This window comes from Nostoc sp. LEGE 12454, from assembly GCF_056620565.1.
Map to the genome: position 1 here is coordinate 1 of NZ_JBWQXL010000054.1, position 19,560 is coordinate 19,560.

19 protein-coding genes and 1 tRNA gene are annotated in these 19,560 nt (G+C 43.2%); 9 read left to right on the forward strand and 11 right to left on the reverse strand.

Translation table 11 applies throughout. The features are described from left to right. Positions 1-534: 534 nt before the first annotated feature. The 4 genes from fcmC to AC1F2U_RS30400 form a co-directional block, all read right to left on the reverse strand. Positions 535-1,014 carry a filament morphology membrane protein FcmC gene (fcmC, locus tag AC1F2U_RS30385; RefSeq protein WP_194042537.1) on the reverse strand — a complete coding sequence of 160 codons (480 nt, stop codon included), beginning with the start codon at positions 1,012-1,014 and terminating at the stop codon, positions 535-537. Between the two features lie 5 nt (positions 1,015-1,019). Next, entirely contained in the window at positions 1,020-2,183 is a 1,164-nt protein-coding gene (gene fcmB / locus AC1F2U_RS30390) for a filament morphology actin-like protein FcmB (protein ID WP_322673703.1), read from the reverse strand. 239 nt (positions 2,184-2,422) lie between these two features. Further along, a complete protein-coding gene (locus AC1F2U_RS30395) occupies positions 2,423-3,055 on the reverse strand; it encodes a DedA family protein (protein WP_480264515.1) in 633 nt (210 codons plus the stop codon). A 469-nt stretch (positions 3,056-3,524) separates the two neighbouring features. After that, positions 3,525-4,607, reverse strand: coding sequence for a Gfo/Idh/MocA family protein (locus AC1F2U_RS30400; RefSeq protein WP_099102323.1), 1,083 nt, complete (start codon positions 4,605-4,607; stop codon positions 3,525-3,527). 338 nt (positions 4,608-4,945) lie between these two features. Between AC1F2U_RS30400 and queC the strand changes: the two genes are divergently transcribed. Beyond that, entirely contained in the window at positions 4,946-5,623 is a 678-nt protein-coding gene (queC, locus tag AC1F2U_RS30405) for a 7-cyano-7-deazaguanine synthase QueC (protein ID WP_480264516.1), read from the forward strand. A gap of 88 nt (positions 5,624-5,711) precedes the next feature. Here queC and AC1F2U_RS30410 read toward each other — a convergent pair whose 3' ends face one another. Beyond that, on the reverse strand, positions 5,712-7,133 hold the full coding sequence (locus AC1F2U_RS30410; protein WP_480264517.1) for a hemolysin family protein: 1,422 nt from the start codon (positions 7,131-7,133) through the stop codon (positions 5,712-5,714). A 62-nt stretch (positions 7,134-7,195) separates the two neighbouring features. Next, a complete protein-coding gene (locus AC1F2U_RS30415; RefSeq protein WP_322692395.1) occupies positions 7,196-7,897 on the reverse strand; it encodes a hypothetical protein in 702 nt (233 codons plus the stop codon). 296 nt (positions 7,898-8,193) lie between these two features. On the opposite strand from AC1F2U_RS30415, the gene AC1F2U_RS30420 reads away from it, so the two are divergent. Continuing rightward, positions 8,194-8,266 (forward strand) — tRNA-Ile (locus AC1F2U_RS30420). Between the two features lie 200 nt (positions 8,267-8,466). Here AC1F2U_RS30420 and AC1F2U_RS30425 read toward each other — a convergent pair. After that, positions 8,467-8,901, reverse strand: coding sequence for a hypothetical protein (locus AC1F2U_RS30425; RefSeq protein WP_480264518.1), 435 nt, complete (start codon positions 8,899-8,901; stop codon positions 8,467-8,469). A 106-nt stretch (positions 8,902-9,007) separates the two neighbouring features. Here AC1F2U_RS30425 and pyrE point away from each other — a divergent pair, with 106 nt between their 5' ends. Further along, entirely contained in the window at positions 9,008-9,631 is a 624-nt protein-coding gene (gene pyrE, locus AC1F2U_RS30430; RefSeq protein WP_480264519.1) for an orotate phosphoribosyltransferase, read from the forward strand. A 16-nt stretch (positions 9,632-9,647) separates the two neighbouring features. Then, the gene (locus AC1F2U_RS30435; protein WP_480264520.1) at positions 9,648-9,977 is read left to right on the forward strand and encodes a hypothetical protein; all 330 of its coding nucleotides are present in this window, start codon (positions 9,648-9,650) and stop codon (positions 9,975-9,977) included. A gap of 153 nt (positions 9,978-10,130) precedes the next feature. On the opposite strand, the gene AC1F2U_RS30440 is transcribed toward AC1F2U_RS30435, so the two are convergent. Both AC1F2U_RS30440 and AC1F2U_RS30445 read right to left on the reverse strand, forming a co-directional pair. After that, positions 10,131-11,645 (reverse strand): ATP-binding protein, encoded by a 1,515-nt coding sequence (locus AC1F2U_RS30440; protein WP_480264521.1) that lies wholly within the window; start codon positions 11,643-11,645, stop codon positions 10,131-10,133. Further along, positions 11,642-12,346: a response regulator transcription factor gene (locus tag AC1F2U_RS30445; protein ID WP_334838371.1), complete on the reverse strand. Its 705-nt coding sequence runs from the start codon at positions 12,344-12,346 to the stop codon at positions 11,642-11,644. Before AC1F2U_RS30445 ends, AC1F2U_RS30440 begins: the two co-directional genes overlap by 4 nt. Positions 12,347-12,494: 148 nt before the next feature. On the opposite strand from AC1F2U_RS30445, the gene AC1F2U_RS30450 reads away from it, so the two are divergent. The 3 genes from AC1F2U_RS30450 (at position 12,495) to aspS (ending at position 16,221) form a co-directional block, all read left to right on the forward strand. Next, a complete protein-coding gene (locus tag AC1F2U_RS30450; protein WP_480264522.1) occupies positions 12,495-12,764 on the forward strand; it encodes a hypothetical protein in 270 nt (89 codons plus the stop codon). Between the two features lie 146 nt (positions 12,765-12,910). After that, entirely contained in the window at positions 12,911-13,564 is a 654-nt protein-coding gene (locus AC1F2U_RS30455) for a hypothetical protein (protein WP_480264523.1), read from the forward strand. A gap of 869 nt (positions 13,565-14,433) precedes the next feature. Next, positions 14,434-16,221, forward strand: coding sequence for an aspartate--tRNA ligase (aspS, locus tag AC1F2U_RS30460; RefSeq protein WP_480264524.1), 1,788 nt, complete (start codon positions 14,434-14,436; stop codon positions 16,219-16,221). A gap of 165 nt (positions 16,222-16,386) precedes the next feature. Here the strand turns inward: aspS and AC1F2U_RS30465 are convergent, their stop codons facing one another. After that, positions 16,387-16,620 carry a DUF4241 domain-containing protein gene (locus AC1F2U_RS30465; RefSeq protein ID WP_480264525.1) on the reverse strand — a complete coding sequence of 78 codons (234 nt, stop codon included), beginning with the start codon at positions 16,618-16,620 and terminating at the stop codon, positions 16,387-16,389. 72 nt (positions 16,621-16,692) lie between these two features. Continuing rightward, positions 16,693-17,211 carry a DUF4241 domain-containing protein gene (locus tag AC1F2U_RS30470; RefSeq protein ID WP_480264526.1) on the reverse strand — a complete coding sequence of 173 codons (519 nt, stop codon included), beginning with the start codon at positions 17,209-17,211 and terminating at the stop codon, positions 16,693-16,695. A gap of 185 nt (positions 17,212-17,396) precedes the next feature. Between AC1F2U_RS30470 and AC1F2U_RS30475 the strand changes: the two genes are divergently transcribed. Then, the gene (locus tag AC1F2U_RS30475; RefSeq protein ID WP_480264527.1) at positions 17,397-17,771 is read left to right on the forward strand and encodes a DUF3011 domain-containing protein; all 375 of its coding nucleotides are present in this window, start codon (positions 17,397-17,399) and stop codon (positions 17,769-17,771) included. 359 nt (positions 17,772-18,130) lie between these two features. Beyond that, a complete protein-coding gene (locus AC1F2U_RS30480) occupies positions 18,131-19,462 on the forward strand; it encodes a M16 family metallopeptidase (protein WP_480264528.1) in 1,332 nt (443 codons plus the stop codon). Positions 19,463-19,560 lie beyond the last annotated feature (98 nt).

Below are 19,560 nucleotides of genomic sequence, written 5' to 3' on the forward strand. Positions count from 1 at the left end.
CAAGGTTACAGACCAAGAGCTTGATACTATCGCAATCGAACGAAATTCTTTTCATGGTGAGTGGAACTATATTATCAAACCCAAAGTAGTCAGTTAATTGTTCAAGTTATTTTTACATAACTCCTAATCTCATCAACAGAAGCATCAGATGAAACACCTAAAACTTGGTAATACTGCTTTAGATTATCCACAGATAAACCTTTTTACTCATTAAACATACTGTCCCTAGTTCTGAAAAAATCATACACTATGTAGGGAATGTAAGTTATTTTGAGGTTATTACTCACAGTTAGTGTGAAGTAAAATCTGCTTGCTAATAAGAGCGATCGCCCAGCTACAATAATGTCAATCAGCACGAAATCTCTATGCGCGATCGCTTTTTTATCAAACTTAATTAGTTGCAAAGACTTAAAGGTGCTTCCCGCCAGAAATTCTACTTTTAAAAAATATCAATAAACATTAATAATCCTTAATAGTTAATACTATTAAGGATTGTTAATATGAGCAAAAACTGCTCACAAACCTGATTTTTCCTTAAAAATCATCGAGAAACTGACTAAGGCGACTGATTACGGGGTCAACCTCTTGAGGAGGGGTAGCAACAGTATAAGAAGTATTATTTACTACTTCTAATTGACTTGGAGACGGAATGAACGATCGATCGTTGACTATGAGCGCCAGTTGTGCGACTTGTTGAGAAAGTTGCAGTAGATGATGTTCCATCGCCTCCAAACGATTAGATCCCTTGGCAAAAAAACGTTCCTCAAGTCCAGCCACTTGACGTTGCAGTTCACCGATTTGTTGATCGATCGGTGTGTTTACTGCTGTTTGTGGAGCAGGTTGTACAGATTCCGGTACACATAAAGATTGCCACAAGGCTTCTTTACAGAGGTCGCTGAAAGTCTTGTCTGGTTGTTTTTCCAAATAACTTTCTACTTGCGCTAACAAGCTTTCATCAGCAAGCTCTGGGTTGAACGTGACGGATTTAACTACCTTTTTTGACCATTGGAACATCAGCTTTATGCCCTAGCAGCGCGATTGGAGGATAATTGTGCCTCTCCATAAATATACTGCCCCAAAGCATTCGCCTGACGGGAAGGTGCTGCTAAATGAGCATTAATCTTTGCTTCTTTGAGCAGACGTTGAACGTCGTCCCAGAAGAACTCACCACCGCCGCCAGTAAGAATTACATCGGTAACGCGTTCTGGCAACCAGGCTAGCACACGGCTACAAATTTCGCGCGAAAACATCTCTGTGAGGTTGGGAAGAAAATCATCTAGGTTGGTGGGCTTGCTAGCGCCTTTAGGACGGTAAAAGCGTTCACCTCTGGGTTTGTTGACAGCAGAAATCAGTGCTAGAGATTGACTATCTGCTCCCTCAATTTCGGCAGACACCAATTCATAAAACTTATTCATCCCGAAGTCTTCGCTCTTAGAAGCACCTCTGGCAAAACGGAAGTTATCTACCATCAAAAGATCGACGGTTTGATGACCAATATCGACGATCGCCACCGATATTTTTGTAAAATCGGGACTACCAGGGTTTTTCTTGGGTTGAGCTTCAGACCATAACAGGCTGCCGTAGCCTTCTGGCATTACCCATACCTTACTGACGTTCAGCGACACAGATTCGCCTCGGAAGTTCAACACATGAGGGCCACCTACTTGGCTAATCAATTGTGCTTTTTCTTTTTCAAATTGCTCTAAGGAAAGAAAAGGCAGACCAAGTACGACTGAGATATCGTCTCTGAGTTTGAAGTAGCCAGCACTTGCTAAAACTTTTACCAGTGCAGCTTCTACCTTAGATTGTCCGACTCCTAAATTCGCCCCAAAATCGGCTGCCAGTTGACCAACAGCATATCCATTTCCTTGATACTCCAGCCACAAATCCATTAAGGGATCGGTAGCCCTGGCTTCAAAAACACCACCGCGTACTTGTTCGATTGACATCTGCTTGACGTTGGCAGGTACGAACACCACACTGCCTGGTTCGCGACTCACACAAGTTTTTGTGGAAGTTCTGCCTAAATCAACACTGAGAATGGTTTTCCCAGAACCACCAGCTGGCTTGCTAGTGGGAGGATTATTATTAACAGCATTGATAGGAGTCGATGCTAACGGCTGCCTATTCATAGGTATAGCAGCAGCATTGATGGGGGTAGCGGCGGAAGGTTGGTCTGTCATGAAAGCTCCTAGTTCAAACTTAACTGTAAAAAGTTGTCATGCTCATCTTACAAAAATGCGAGCAACCAGAAATTCTAGGTTGCGTCAAGTGTAGCTAGAAATACGCCAAAAATTAATTCCGGCGATACCTCTGGTAAGCTCTGCCAACGCACATCTAGTATTATTTGGCATAGTGTAGGCGAATTTTGGCCAGATGTAACCCCTGCTTTCACTGCTTTCAAACCAAAAGCGTCCGTGTTTCATCTTCTAGTGCGTCTAGTGCGTCTTAACTGGCGCTTGAATATCCAGAAAACAAATGCTAGAACCAAACCGCCAAGTACGATTTTAGATACAGGAGCAAGGTACTTGTCCACAAGTTCATACTGACTACCCAATATGTATCCTGAGTATGTTAACAAACCTACCCAAGCAGCGCTACCTAATGTTGTGTAAAACAAAAATGGTAGCAAAGGCATATTGCTAATACCTGCGGGAACAGAAATCAAGGTGCGGATTCCTGGCACAAGACGACCAATTAATACTGCTGTTCTACCTTGTCGGTCAAACCACTCTTTGGCCTTAGTAATATCTTTACTGGATATAGCTAGCCATTTACCATACTTGTCAGCCCAAGCTTTCAAACGGATTTCACCTAAAAACTTACCCGGATAGTACCAAATAAGTGCGCCCAATACAGAACCCAAAAGTCCTGCGAAAAATACACCAATAATATTCAGCTTTGCCTCTCCTGGTTGATATGGACTTGCTGTAAATCCAGCCAGTGGCATAATCAATTCTGAAGGAATGGGGGGAAAAAGGTTCTCTAAAAACATTAGTAGGGCGATTCCCCAATAGCCAAAATAGTTGATAGTATTAGTTATCCATTCAAGCATTGAGTCAATTCCTGAAATTGCTGGACTAGTCTTGTTGCTAAATTCCGCTTTAGCTTTTTTAAAGGGTAATTATTCCCGCTTGCTAGAGTCAAGGGAATTTGGCTGCACTAAAAATTGGCATCACAACTGAAAAACAGAGTCAGACAAGTGGAAGTTAGGTGTCTGCTTCATTAATGTTGAGAGTTATAAAAGTTCGTAAGTACCTCTAGCCTTTGAGATTGAACGATTTATCGCTCACCACAAACCTCACAAAATTAATCAAACGAACTACTAGGTTTTGTTTTCTAATTTTTTAGATCCCCCTTAGCCTGCTTTTTTAAAGGGACTAAGAAGGATCTAAAGATTTGATGGCAAATTTAAAACATATTCTAGCTTTTCTACTGAAGTTGAGGGCTGTGGGGTAGTACGGAGAGAGAAGGGAGAAAATTTCACCTTCCTTGTCCCCTTATCCCCCTCATCCCCTCTTCTTCTAGACTGTGGGGGTCAAAGATTGTACCCTTGGTTCAGATTGCCAGTCTAAGGGATTCCAAACTCGATCTTCTAGCGCCATCTGCTCAATTAAACTTGCAAGCCTCAAGGCTTTGAGAGCTTGTTCGCCACCTACTGAAGGTTGATTGCCACCGTGTACGCAGTTGACAAAATGTTCTAATTCTGCACTTAGGGGTTGAATATTGCTGGTGTAGACTTTTTCAATTACACCATCTTGCCTGTAAAGTACTTGTCGGTGGTCGGTGAGAGAATTGGCAGCCGTTTGTCGGTGAATCAAAATTTCATTCTTGAGAAAATCTGCCTCAGTAAATGAATTTTTGCAATGGGCGACAATTCGGCGAATTTTGCGGTGAGTGACTTTACTAGCAGTCAGAGTAGCAACAATACCATTGGCAAACCCCAAGGTGGCGGTTACGTAATCTAAATAACCAGAGTCTAGGGAGCGAGTACCGCTAGCAGTCAATTTTGTGACTGGGGAAGCAGCTAATTCCAGAAGTAGGTCGATGTCATGGATCATTAAATCCAGCACAACTGAAACATCGTTTGCTCGATCTGAGTAAGGACTCATTCTGTGGGCTTCTAGCGCCAGCAATTCCTCTGTTTTTAGAACTTGGCTCAGTTCTTTAAAAGCTGGGTTAAAACGCTCAATATGACCTACTTGCAGGATACACCCAGACTCAGCTGCGGCATTTACTAAAGACTCTGCCTCAGAAATACTGGCTGCGATCGGTTTTTCAATCAAAACATGAATTCCCGCTAACAGACAGTTGATGCCCACGGCATAGTGCAGACGGGTGGGAACAGCTACACAAACTGCTTCCACAAGGGGTAGCAGATCGCAGTAATCTTCAAAAAAACGCACCTTGTACTTGCTGGCAGTTTCTAATCCTCGCTCGACGTTAATATCTGCCACTCCGACTAGTTCAACATCTTTCATTGAACTCAGCACGCGAGCGTGGTGTTGTCCCATGTTACCCACTCCAATCACGCCTATGCGGATTGGTCGTGGCTGGTTGCGCTGTGTATATGGATTCGGTTCTGCCACTGACATGCTATTTTGCACTATTATTCTCTCCTCAACCACCAAATTTAGAGACGCTACGGCCGTTGGCGTTTATACTCGAAAGCCGGTTACGATCCGTCTAAAACCATCCAGATGGTAACATAGAGCCTATGTTTATGAAGAATTTCAAAGTTTGCGATCGGTTCCCGTAATCTAAATATCTTTTGTATAGATATTTCGAGTTTGCTTTGGATTTTGCACTTTCTACAAAAATATATGTATTTTTATTAATTTTAAACCTTTCAGTAAGACTTAAGTATAAATTCTCCTTGGCATCGCTTTCTGGCGCCTTGTTAAGGTTTGATGCAGTGATTTGAAATCCAAAATTTGCAACCGAGATGAAAGCTGTAATTTTGTTATCTGGGGGATTGGACTCTTCCACAATTCTGTACAAAGCTCAAGCTGATGGCTGTGAATGTCATGCTATTTCCTTTGATTACCAGCAGCGACATCGACGAGAGTTACAGTCAGCGCTCAGTGTCGCTCAAAAAGCTGCGATCGCAAAACATCAGGTAGTTAACTTTGACTTACGACAATGGGGCGGTTCGGCCCTTACTGATAATGCCATTGATTTACCCCAGGAGCGATCGCTTGATGAAATGTCTCAAAATATTCCTGTCACTTATGTTCCGGCTCGTAATACCATATTTTTAAGCTTTGCTCTTAGTTACGCCGAAGCGATCGCAGCAGAGCGCGTCTATATCGGCGTTAATGCCCTCGATTATTCAGGATATCCTGATTGTCGCCCCGACTATATTCAAGCAATGCAGGAAGTTTTTCGCTTGGGAACCAAACAAGGGCGTGAGGGACAACCAATTAAGATTGTTGCACCCCTAATCAACCTGAAAAAAACCGAAATCATCCAACTGGGGAACCAATTGGGAGTTCCTTGGGAACTAACTTGGTCTTGCTATGCTGGTAATGATGTTGCTTGCGGCGTATGTGATTCTTGTCGCTTACGGCTAGCAGCTTTTGCCGAATTGGGACTTGTCGATCCTGTGGCCTATGCACAGTAGAGGCATTGGACAATTCAATTTTAGATTTTGGATTGACAATTTTGGATGAAATTTCAATCTAAAACCCAAATTCTAAAATCTAAAATTCTTACTCCCCTGCTCCCCTGCTCCTCTGCTCCTCTGCTCTCCCCTCTTCCTCTAACCGCCGCAGTTGAATTTGATGCAGGCGTGGCCCAACAATCGATACCACGGTGAATTCGAGATTTTGATAACAAAAGATTTCGCCTTTAGCAGGAATTTTCTGTAACTCATACAGCAAAAAGCCCCCTAGTGTTTGATATTCTCTGGTCAGGGGCAAATTGAGATGCAAAACTTCGTTGAGGTCTTCAAGGTTGATTTGTGCTTGCACCAAAAATTTTTGCTCACCTAACATCTGAATCAGTAAGTCTTCACTGCTTTCAAGGTCGCTGGGATCGCCAATAATTTCGGCAATCACATCTTTGATTGTCACTAGTCCCACAGTACCGCCAAATTCATTCACTACCATGACCATAGCGGGTTTCTCTTGCTGCATCATGGGCAAAAGTTCACTCAAGGGCGTGTGTTCGGGAACAAACCGAGCAGGACGCATCCAAGGTTGGATCTGTGTCTCTAAACTAAGGTTGCCGACTGCCAAAGGTTGTGCCAAATCTTTAAAATAAACAATACCGCGAACATCGTCTAAAGATTCACCAATCACAGGATAGCGAGAGTAACCAGTAGAAGCCATTTCCTTGAGTAATGTCTGGAAAGTAGCATCTTTTGGGAGTGTGATAATACTGGTGCGCGGGATCATCACATCTTGCGCCATGACATCCCCAAACTCGAAGACATTATTGAGCAATTCTCGCTCTGCACGCTGTAACCCAGTAGACCCCCATTCTGTAGAGATGATCAGTTGTAATTCTTCAGGAGTTACAGGCGGTCGCCAGCCTTGGCCTGTGTATTGGATGCCAAAAATCCGTAATAAAAAACGAGTTGATTGGTTAAGAATCCAGATGAAGGGGCCAAAAAAACGCACGATCGCTTTTACCGGAGGCCCCAAAAATCTCGCTAGCTGTTCTGAGTACAGCATGGCTAAGGATTTGGGGCATAATTCTCCAATCACAATTTGCAAATAGGCAATTAAGAAAAAGGCGATAGGAATTGATAGGGAATGGGCGAGGAAGGTAGTCATACCACTGGGTAAAGGCCAGGATCTTAACCAGGCATTCACTAGCACAACAATCGTACTTTCGCCAATCCATCCCAGTGCCAAACTAGAGAGGGTAATGCCTAATTGGGTGGTAGATAGCAGTCGGTCAATACTGCGTTGTAACATTTCTACAGCGATCGCGGGAATATCCCCAGCCTTAACTAGCTGGTGAATACGCGATCGCCGCACGCTCACCATCGAAAATTCCGCCGTCACAAAAAAGGCATTTATGGCAATCAGTAGTAGCACTGATAACAACCGCAGCGCCACTTCTATCAAACTTAAATTAGGAAAAACACTCACCGCCAAAGCTCGTGTAAAACTCACGTCCTCCATTTAGGGGGAATAGGGAATAGTAGATAATTACCAATGCCCAATGCCCAATGCCCAATGCCAATCTACCTTTCTACAGGAATATTCGATGCCTCTAACTTCAATTGTTGAGCGGGATAATCAGTGAGAGCAAGTGATATTTTCTTGACATCATCAAGTAAAGCTGTAGGAATGCTCACTGTACCTGAAAATGCTGGCCCATTTACAGGCAATTCTGTTGGTAAACCCTCTGTACTAGCACTTAGGGTTCGTCCTTTGTCATCGGTAACATCTAAAAAACTATACAGGAAGCGCACAGAATCCTTACCTTTGTTCTGCATTTTCACTTTCAGTAGTAAATCACCACCAGAGTAGCGAGCAGATTGCACAGTCATTGTTACACCCTGACTTTGGGCAGTAACTGGAAAACCTGGTAGGGGCTTTTCTTCAACTACTTCTGGGGGTTTTTCCTCTGGCTTCTGCTTGCTGCTATTGGTTTCTTCATCATCTTCTTCGGGTTTTTCCGATTTAGCGGCTTTGGTCTTACCCTCAATTCGCGCCTTGACTATTTTCAGAATTTCTTCCTCTTTTAATAGCACTAGCCCTCCTTGTTGAGAGCTATTTGCCTTATTGCTGGCAAATTTAGTTGTAGGACGCCCATCTGGTGTAGTCACGCCTTTAAGTGCTGAACTCCCCAGTTCAAAGCCCAAAAACGCGCTCACAGAACCTGCTCCCATCATCAGAATTAACAAAATCAAAGTAAGAAGTACAGTAGAATTTATTTTCATCGTTGACAAGCGATCGCAATAGAATGCTGGTCTATTTAAGAATAGTGAAGCTTTTGACCTCAATCCTTAAAGGAACTTAATCAATATTAGTTTGCACTATATCTATGATCAAATTATGTAGTATAAAAATCTAATAAACTATTGTCCAGTATTCACACGTGGTAAATTTGTGCTATATTCATGGAATTGGCTAAACTCAGTGAGTGAGGTATTTTGCTCACTCTAAATTTAGTAAATAAGGTTGACCTAAGAGTTGAAGTAATTTTCTCGTAGCAACCCACAACCCAAAAAAACAAGCGCCTTTGGCCGATTGGGGAGGCAACGAACTCATAATTCGTTTTCAGGCTGGTTCGATTCCAGCAGGGCGCACTGAATCATCAAAAATGGGCATGGGGCATTGGGCATCCCTTCGGCTTCTCCTAACGGAGACGCTGCGCGAACGCTCAGGGCAAGTGGGAATTGGGAATTGGGAATTGGGAATCGATCAATAATTAATAGTTCTTCTTCCTCTGCTCCCCTGCTCCCCTGCTCCCCTGCTCCTCTGCTCCTCTGCTCCCCACTCCCCAATCTTACCGAGATGGTAAAGTTTCAAACCTGAATTCTGTTCCTACTTTAAGTTTGTTGCTATAGCGAGGAGACACGAGCAACGATGTGTCATAAGGATTTGGTAAATCAGGAGTACGAATATAAGGATCGTTGCCAACTTGCTGAGTCAGGGCATCATGATATAAAGTATTAACCAAATTAGCATCGCGGGCAATTTCATTTTCTGGGAAGGAACCACCGAAACTAGAACCAGATCCAAAAAATGAGTCTAGCTGACGCTTGAGGCTGCTACTATTTTCGTAGAAATTGCGATCGTGACGAAAATAAGCTCGTTCAAATACATCATTCAAAGTTTCAGAATTGGGTGTTGCCGTTTGGGCGGATGCAATAGAGGGAAAAGCAATACCAGCAGCAAGCAGCACCAATAAACCACCAAAGGTTTTAAATTTTATACGCACGTTTTTGACTCCTCAACTTTTGCTTTGGGCGAATCTTAATTTATGCTGAAGTTCAGAACTCTTATGAGTTCAACCTTTGGTGTAGCACAACTTTTAATGTTTTGTAATGACGTATCCTACTGAAACTCTTACCCACTCAGATATTTGGGCAACCACTTCTGATTTGACCACTTTACGCCACAAGCTACTAGATTTATTTTGCCAACTTGCTTATCAAGAGGGTGATTTTCTCCTATCTTCTGGGCTGCGTAGTTCTTATTACGTCAATAAGACACAGGTAACACTCCATCCTCAAGGTGCTTTAGCAGTCGGACGATTACTATTTCCTTTATTACCTGTAGATACACAGGCTGTAGGTGGTTTAACAATGGGAGCCGATCCAATTGTGACAGCAGTGAGTATAGTTTCTGTTTATGAAAACCGCCCAATACCAGCGCTGATTATTCGCAAGGAAGCTAAGGGTTATGGGACAAGAGCTTATATAGAAGGCCCCAGTTTACCAGAGGGCGCAAAAGTAGTAGTTTTGGAAGATGTAGTAACAACTGGGCAATCTGCTCTAAAAGCGGTTGAGCGTCTTAAAGATGCAGGTTATACCGTAAATCAAGTAATTTCACTGGTAGATCGACAACAAGGGGGAGGTCAGTTGTACCAGTCAGCGGGGTTGAAGTTTGAAACTTTGTTTTCGATTCAGGAAGTTCAAGAACGCTACCGACAACTTGCAAATTCATGAACAAAAGGAGATAAATATGCAAGCAACAGTATCCACAGAACTAACACAAGAAAAAGTCAATAAAGCTGTGAGCGCAATTCTTGAAGTACTAGGAAAGCCAGAAAATGATTTACACCACAAAGCGTTAACAGCTTTTCAAAGTGGCGATTATCAAACTGTAAAGAGACTGGCATCTACCAACTTGACTGATGATTATTGCAAAGCTTTGGGATATCTGGGAGGAGCGCTGAAGCTGACTCCAAACACCGATACTATTTTGGCGGAATCGGCTCGTAGTGCAGCTGAATTTGTCAAAGAAAAAGCATTGCAGCACCTTGGTATTAAGATCGCTGATGCTTTGAATTAATCAATGCAAGTGCCAGGCGATCGCTTTTAGGACTTACGCGCGAGTTACAAAATAACGAACCGCAGAGGCGCAGAGGACACGGAGAATCAATCGCCCTCCCAAAGGCGGTATTGTACTTATTTTTTCCGACTTCCTGTAGTAACAAAAGAGGGATTACTTCATCGATAAGGTGAGGGTGAACGCTGTTTGACCAGAAGGTGTTAAATCAAGGGTAAGGTCGCCTCGATGTGCCCTGGCAATTTCTCGGGCTAGGCTCAGTCCTAGTCCGATTCCTTCTACCTTGCGGTTACGTGAGGGATCGCCGCGATAAAATCGGTCAAAAATGCGATCGCGATCGCTTAGGGGAATATCTTTTGATGCATTGACAATGGTGACGTGAAAAGTTGTTGAAGTTTGATGAGTGCGAATCTGTATCCAGCCGTTGGCGAGATTGTATTTAATTGCATTACTAAATAGGTTTTGCAAAATTTGAATTAAAAGATCGCGATCGCCTTTTACCCACAACTCATCAATAAAGTCAGTTTGTACAGTCAACTGGGGAGCTAGCATTTCCACATCTTCTAGCATCTCCATCACTAACTCAGACATATCCACTTCAACTAGATACAAGCTCATTTTTCCGGCATCTGCCAGAGATAGCAGCAAGAGTTTTCGCATAATTCCACTCAGGCGGCGCACCTCATCTAACAGATTGCTTAAGCGCTGTTGTACTTCACTACCGGGATCGACCTGTTGGAGTGTTCGTTCTAGTTCGCCTTGCAAAATAGTTAGTGGGGTTTTCAGTTCATGAGCTGCGTCACCACTAAAGCGGGAAGCTTGGGTAAAGCTACGTTCCAAGCGTGACAGCATCAGGTTAAACACCTGAATCAGTTCGATAAATTCAACATCAGTTGTCCCAATGGGAATTCGCTGATCTAGCCCTTTGACAGTTACCTGTTGAATTACACCAGTTAATTGACGAATGGGACGTAAAGCACCGCCAGAAACCAACCATGCCCCCACCGCAACCAACAGCAGCGCTCCCGGAATTGAAACCAGGAAGATATTGCGAATGGTAGCCATATCTCGATCTACGGCTTGCAAGCTAACGGCAATAGCAACCTGAGCATTGGGAAATTTAGTTGCGCCAATCCGCCAGACTGCTGTTGCCGTATTCTCTGTGACAAATTGAGGTGGGCGTGGACGAATCAGTGGTGGCCGCTCAAAGGATGGATTTCTATTGGAGGGTAAAGGTGGTGGTTCTCTCTTTGGGGGCGGTGGTAAAGGTGTCAACTCAAGACGCTTCAGCAACAGACGATTCACCTCAAGATCGGTAGGTAGGGAGTTGGATTGATAAAGTATATTGTTATTTGCGTCCAGCACCACCAGGGCGACGGGGGTTTTTGTATTGGTTCCGAAAGCATAAGATAATGAATCTTCGTAAAACTGCCATCGGGAGCGTTCTCGTGAGTTTTCTCTTCTGGGAAAGGCTGCGCCAGGGGGAGGTTCCTCTCGTGGAGGGAAGTTCGGAGTTGCCCGCATCAAGTGATTTAATAGTTCTGCATCTAGGCGGCTAATCTTAGCATTGTAAATCTGAAACCAGGAAACCGCGCCAAATCCGACTAATGTGCTGCCAGCTAGAGCCGCAGACAACAGAGCAATGCGGAGTCGAAACGAAGGAAGTTTCATGATGATGAATCTGGCTTGCGAAATCGATATCCAACCCCTCGAATGCTTTCAATCCAGACTGCTTCATCAAGGGGGTCAATCTTTTTCCGAATTCGCTGGATACAAACATCCACAACATTGGTGTTGGGGTTAAAGTCGTAGCCCCAAACGTGTTCCAAAATTTGGGTACGAGTGAAAACCCGTCCGGGAGAACGCATGAGATATTCTAGAAGATTAAACTCGCGGCTGGTGAGTTCTATCGCTTGGCGATCGCAAGTGACTTCCCTGGTGATGCGATCGAGTTTGATCGGGCCAACGCAAAGTAGATTTTGGCGTAGGCGTAGCCCGTCGTAGACATCGCTCACACTCCGGCGCACAACTGCATGAATTCTAGCCACTAACTCTTCCACAAAAAACGGTTTAGCGATATAGTCATCCGCTCCCAAATTTAGTCCTTGCAAGCGATCGTCTAGCTCATTCCGAGCCGTCAACAAAATCACCGGAGCATTCCGACCTTGCCGCCGTAATAGTTTTAGAATTGATAGTCCATCTTTTCCCGGCATCATAATGTCGAGTATTATCGCATCATATTCGTTGTCTAATGCCCGCAGATATCCGTCATCACCGTTATCGCAGTAGTCTACAACAAATCCCTGCTCCTTTAGTCCAGCCCGGACAAAGTTAGCAATTTTCGCTTCATCTTCAACAAACAGAACATTCACAGCATTTATTAATTCATATATTCTTCTATTCTAAATTCATTATTTTTTATTCAAATTACAAAACTGTAATTTAGAAAATAAGAAAGCTGTAATTTTGAGGTGGCTTAATTAGAAATATGAACACCCTAGCTTTTGAAGGTTGATTTTTATGCATATTCGTCGAGTCTTAGCCGTAGCAGCGATTCCTTTTTTGATTGGTACATTCGGTTTTGTTGCACCCAATCAGGCAAATGCCGCTAATCTATCTCATCGGAACGCCGAGATTTCACAACAGCCCAACAAACCAGAAATATCTGAGAAAAAACCACAAATCAGACATTCTAAACCCCGTCCCCATCAGAAAAAGCGTACTCACCAACGTCCCCAGGCTCATAATCAAGAAGCAGTTCAAAACCGGGTAGAACGCAATAACCGTTAATTTATGCACCCTTGCATTTCGCCTCGCCCTCAGCGGCGATCTCGTCAGAGTATTGTTGTTTATAAATTACAGTTTTGTAATTTATAAACAGGGCAAACTGTTATTTTGAGAAGACTTAATTAGAAATATAAACCTTTGGAGATTTAATGATGAATATTCGTAGAGTACTAGTAGTAACAGCGATTCCTGTTGTGGTTGGCACATTTGGTTTTATTTCACTCAATCAAGCAAATGCTGCTAATCAATTCGATCGAATTGCACAGGCGCAACAACCGCCCAACGAACCATCAAACGAACGGCCGCGTCCACCCAGACCTGATTTTGCAGCCGCAGCAACAAAATTAGGAGTTACAGAAGCACAGTTAAAGGCAGCATTGGGAGTTCCAGCCAACCCGCCAAATCCAGGCGATCGCAATCAACGCCCACCCAGACCTGATTTTAAAGCCGCAGCAACAAAGTTAGGAGTTACAGAAGCCCAGTTAAAGGCGGCGTTAGGAGTTCCAGCCAATCCGCCAAATCCAGGCGATCGCAATCAACGCCCACCCAGACCTGATTTTGCAGCCGCAGCAACAAAATTAGGAGTTACAGAAGCCCAGTTAAAAGCGGCGTTAGGAGTTCCAACCAATCCCCCAAATCCAGGCGATCGCAGTCAACGCCCACCCAGACCTGATTTTAAAGCCGCAGCAGCAAAGCTGGGTGTCACCGAACAACAGTTGATCGACGCGCTAGGTGTTCCACCTCATCCTCCTGGCGATGGCGGAGCGTCTCCCCAAGGAAACCGTCCTAATCAACCAAAATAGTAAATAGACTACGCGGTAGGGGCGCAAGTCCTTGCACATAGGTGTCAACTTAACGCTAAACCCGCTTGGTGAGAACGTTTTGCCCTCACCCCAGCCTCTCTCCCATCCGTGAGCTACCGTGTACACACAAGTCTTTTAGAGTTGTTGCGTAACGTAGGGAAGATTAATTTTTGCAGGTCAATGCATTAAAGGTGCAGGTCAATGCATTAAAGGTGCAGGTCAACAAACTTATTGTGTACACCGTAGCATCCGTGAGAGGGGAGCTAGACATTCAATTCCCCTTCTTCTTTGGGAGAAGGGGTTAGGGAATGAGGGCGTGAGGGATTTGCAAAACGCCTGTCCGATATAGTTTTCGGCTTAAGTTGACACCAATGGGCCTTGCGCCCCTACGACAGGTGTGGTTCGAATGGCACGAATAAAAGGTGAAACCTAGTGAGGGCAGGGTGTTGGGGGTAGGGTATAGGGTGTAGTGCTTAAGATAATTGAATGCGAGGTACGTCAAGGAGCTCAACATCTTTTTAATTCACCACACCCGACACCCGACACCCTACACCCTTTCATCCAGGAATACCAGGGATTTACGCTTTTCTTAGTGCCATTCAGGTGTGGTTCCAATGCTGCTTGGTTAAAGGGAAAAAGGAGTGGAAGGCTAAATATATAAGGTTTTTCCCCTTTAACATGAATCCCTTTCCCCCAAAACCCTACAAGTATTGGGTGTAGTTCAAATACATGAAAGATGCTGTATATATAGTGTGAGATTATTTGATTTTTTCTTTCACCAGAACTACTACAATTACTATTGATGCTAGATAATGGGAAGGCTTTGACATTTTCTTGCCAATCTAGCCCGGAAACAATAACTAAGACTTATGCGAACTCACTATTGCGGCGAACTCCGAAAAGAACATATTGGAGAAACTGTTACCTTTTACGGATGGGTAGACCGTCGCCGCGATCATGGTGGTGTGATATTTTTAGATTTACGCGATCGCTCTGGAATTGTCCAAATCGTCAGCGATCCGCAACGCACCCCAGATTCTTACGAATATGCAAACGCCCTGCGAAATGAATATGTTGTCAAAATCACTGGTAGGGTAACACAACGTCCCGAAGAATCGTTGAATACCCGCATCCCCACAGGCGAGGTAGAAATCTACGCCGATAAAATTGAACTACTCAATGCTGTTCGCAAACAGTTACCTTTCCAAGTTTCTGTAGCTGACACCGAGACAGTACGAGAAGACTTACGCCTGAAATATCGTTATTTGGATTTGCGACGCGAACGTATGGCGCAAAATTTGCAACTGCGTCATCAAATTGTCAAAGCCATGCGTCGTTATTTAGAAGATTTGGAAGGTTTTATCGAAGTCGAAACCCCAATTCTTACCCGTTCTACCCCAGAAGGAGCGCGGGATTATGTTCTACCCAGTCGTGTCAATCCTGGTGAATGGTATGCTTTGCCGCAATCACCCCAGCTATTTAAACAATTGCTGATGGTATCCGGCTTAGACAGATATTATCAGATTGCCCGTTGTTTTCGTGACGAAGACTTACGCGCCGACAGACAACCAGAATTCACTCAGTTGGACATGGAAATGAGCTTCATGTCCCAAGAAGAAATTATCGAACTAAATGAGAATTTAATTTGCCATATCTACAAAACAGTTAAAGGCATTGAGTTACAGCGCCCTTTCCCGCGTCTCACTTATGCTGAGGGGATGGAACGCTACGGTAGTGATAAACCAGATACACGCTATGGTTTGGAATTAGTTGATGTCTCACATATCGTCAAAGATTCTGGTTTCAAAGTCTTTCGGGACACTGTTACCAATGGTGGTATCGTCAAAATTCTGCCCATTCCCAACGGTAACGATGTAATTTCTAATGTCCGCATTAAACCAGGTGGCGACTTATTTAAAGAAGCCAGCGAAGCCGGTGCTAAAGGTTTAGCTTATATCCGCGTCAGGGATGATGGCGAAATTGACACCATTGGGGCGATTAAAGACAACTTAAGCGAAGAACAAAAACAAGAAATTTTACGCCTTACAGGTGCAAAAGCTGGACATTTGCTGTTGTTTGGGGCAGGGGAAGCTGCTACAGTTAATAAAACTTTAGATAGATTACGACAAGCGATCGCTAGAGAATTTAACTTAATCGATCCCGAAAAAATCAACTTGCTGTGGATCACAGATTTCCCGATGTTCGAGTGGAATGCTGACGAAAAGCGTCTAGAAGCATTACACCATCCGTTTACAGCACCACATCCTGATGATTTGAGCGATTTAAAGACTGCACGCGCCCAAGCTTACGACTTAATACTCAACGGGGTAGAAGTTGGCGGCGGAAGTCTGCGGATTTATCAGCGAGAAATTCAACAGCAAGTGTTTGAAGCGATTGGATTATCTCCTGAAGAAGCACAAAGTAAATTTGGCTTTCTTTTAGAAGCATTTGAATATGGTACACCGCCGCATGGTGGCATCGCCTACGGTTTAGATCGTTTGGTAATGTTGCTAGCTGGAGAAGAATCTATTCGGGATGTCATTGCTTTTCCAAAGACACAACAAGCACGTTGTTTGTTAACAGATGCGCCTTCGAGTGTAGATGCTAAACAGTTGAAAGAATTACACGTTGCTTCGACTTATAAACCAAAGTCTTAACTCGACTTTATCCAATTAGGCGGCATAAACAGCAATATCGTTTGTTTCATTGCCAATACCAAACAAGCCAACCCAAGGTGCGCTCTATCACTCAGTGTTTTGGAGCGCTCTTTGGGTTGGAGTACTACTTGTATAATCCAATGGCAATTTTGATTATTTTAATATTCAAAACTCAGTGACAATGTTAACAATTTTATCTTCGGTGTCGTATCCAAAGTAGGTTGGGTAAATACCATCTCCATACCCTGATGAAAAGGCAATTATATTGAATTGGGTAGATTTATCTATACAAATATTTGCCCAATCCCATGTAGGTCTGTAATTTTTTCTTAATTCATCTTGAATCAGGTCTATCAAGCTTTCTTCTTGGGGATTAGCAATGTATGCATAGTATAGCAATCCTAAATGAGTCGTGAAAAATATAGATGATAAGGAAACGAACCGCCAAGAACGCCATCGCGTAGCGTCTCGTTAGAGAAGGACGCAAAGGGAAGAAAAAAGAAAGAGATATATAATTTTCACAAATGATTTAGGACTGCTATATATTGAATCGTCAAGAATTTTTACTGCATCAAAATCCATAAAGCAACCGACTCCAGAATCAACTGGATAACCCAAGGTGTCATTTTCTGTAAGCGAAGCTAGTTCTTCATCAGAGCAAATACCTAATTTCCAATTGACGGGAGTTTCTTCGCTAATACGAATTATGGCATAAGCCACTCTTTGGTCATTATTTCTTGGATAATGAGCAACAATTAAGAAAACAGGATATTTACCAATTGGTAAAGACTTTTGAAAAGCTTCACTATCAGGAAAAGCAAGTGGATCGCAAGCTACTAATCTTCCTGAAGTTATAATTAATTCCCCAACATAATGGGTTGTAAATGTAATATCTCCAATTGAACTAGATAGTTTTTCACCTCTTAAAGCTTTATAAAAATTAATAGTATCTATTTTTGTAGAATACTTGAAATAGATATTGTAGCACAAAAAACTTCAAATCCTTAGAATGGTTAAGTGCTTGATAGAACCTGTTATCTTTGATGAAGTTTGGAGTGCAAATATTTTTTGCATTTAATCTGATTTATGCATTGGCTCTGAATGCAATTTGCTAGAATTACTATAGTTTTTGTTTCTGAAATCTGGAAGAAATCTAGCATTTTATTATTATGATTATGCGCCTTCCCACAATTGCTGCGACCTTTCTGGTTGCTAGTCTTGGTATCGGTACACTTTTGAGTATTGCTGCTCCAGCTTCGGCTGAAGAGATAATAACTTGTTCAAGCCAAAATAATCGAAGGAATACTTGTTCGGTAGATACAAGAGGCAGAGTGAGGCTTGTCAGGCAATTGTCTAACACCAGTTGTAGAGGAAATTGGGGCTATCGGAGAAATCGTATTTGGGTGAGAAATGGTTGCCGAGCTGAGTTTTCAGTTGGCGATCGCAGAAACGACAGATATGACAGAAATGATAGATACGATCGAAACGATAGATATGATAGAAACGACAGATATGACAGATACGATCGCAACGATAGATATGACAGATAGGAGACTGGGCATTGCATCAATATAGATAGTTAGGCAGAAATTAAGAAACTTACTTCTGCTAACTTTTATAAGTAAAGCCCTTATCAACTCTAAGAGGGTATTGATTTCTATGTATGTTAATCAGACATTGCTTTCGAGTGCGTGTTTAGTAGGCATTTATCCAAAGTTTCAAAACTTTGGATAGATGTTTCGGGTATATACAGCTAATTTCAAGTTGATGAAGTACACAAGCTGTCAAGTCTTCTTTGCGTATCTTGCTAATGCGATCGCTTCTTTTTTTGTAGAGAAGCGATCGCAGTGCTTATTTTATAGTCGCAGATAAGATAAGAGAGTAACATGCTCCTCACACACAAGTAGCAATGACCTCAACCCTGCGGAAATTTCCCCGTCTCAATGCTCCGACGCTACACAAGTTGCCCAATGGTTTGACAATCATTGCCGAGCAAATGCCAGTTGAAGCCGTAAACCTCAACTTGTGGATAAAAGTTGGCTCTGCTGTTGAACCTGATGCTATTAACGGCATGGCTCACTTTTTAGAACACATGATTTTTAAAGGAACAGAACGACTGGCAAGCGGCGAGTTTGAACGTCGAATTGAAGAACGGGGTGCTGTCACCAATGCCGCTACTAGCCAAGACTATACTCATTACTATATAACTACTGCCCCCAAAGATTTTGCCGAGCTTGCGCCATTACAAATAGATGTAGTATCGAATGCGAGTATTCCTGATGATGCCTTTGAACGCGAGCGATTGGTAGTTTTGGAAGAAATTAGGCGTTCAGAGGATAATCCCCAACGGCGTACATATCGGCGGGCGATGGAGACAGCTTTCGATCGTCTACCCTATCGCCGTGCAGTATTGGGGCCAGAATCAGTGATTGCCGGACTTAAACCCCAGCAGATGCGAGATTTTCATGCTAATTGGTATCAACCCCAGTCAATTACGGCTGTGGCTGTGGGCAATTTGCCCGTGGAAGAATTAATTACAACTGTTGCGGAAGGATTTACAAAAGCTACTAAAACTCCCCACTCCCCACTCCCGTTCGGCTACGCTACCTCGGCTCCGCTCGGCACAAGTCACGGCAAGCCTACTCCTCACTCCTCCCTCAATCCTGAGTCACCATTTACAGAAATTGTTCGTCGAGAATTTATCGATGAAAGTCTGCAACAAGCAAGGCTAGTAATGGTTTGGCGGGTTCCAGGAATGACTCAGTTAGATCGTACCTATGGATTGGATGTTTTAGCCGGAATTTTGGGACACGGACGGACATCAAGACTGGTGAGGGATTTACGGGAGGAACGGGGATTAGTTTCTTCAATTTCTGTGAGCAACATGAGCAACGAGCTACAAGGGGTATTTTATATTTCAGCTAAATGCGCAGTAGAAAATTTACCAGTTGTAGAGAATGCGATCGCTCAACACATTAGCAAACTACAAACAGAGTTGATCGCAGAATCAGAAATTGCTCGTATACGGCAGCGAGTAGCTAACAGATTTATATTTGGTAACGAAACACCAAGCGATCGCTCTGGGTTGTATGGTTATTATCAATCTTTGGTGGGAGATTTGGAACCCGCCTTTAACTACCCAGCGATAATTCAGAGCCAAGATGCAACAGACTTGATGCAAGCAGCCAAAGAGTATCTATCTCCAGATGCTTATGGTGTAATTTTCGTCAAGCCCTTTTAGAGTTAGGAGTTAAGAGTGAGGAGTTATGAGTAAAAAGCCATGATTGTGACTCCTAACTTTTATTTAGCTCCTTACTTCTAACTCATAACTCCTAATTC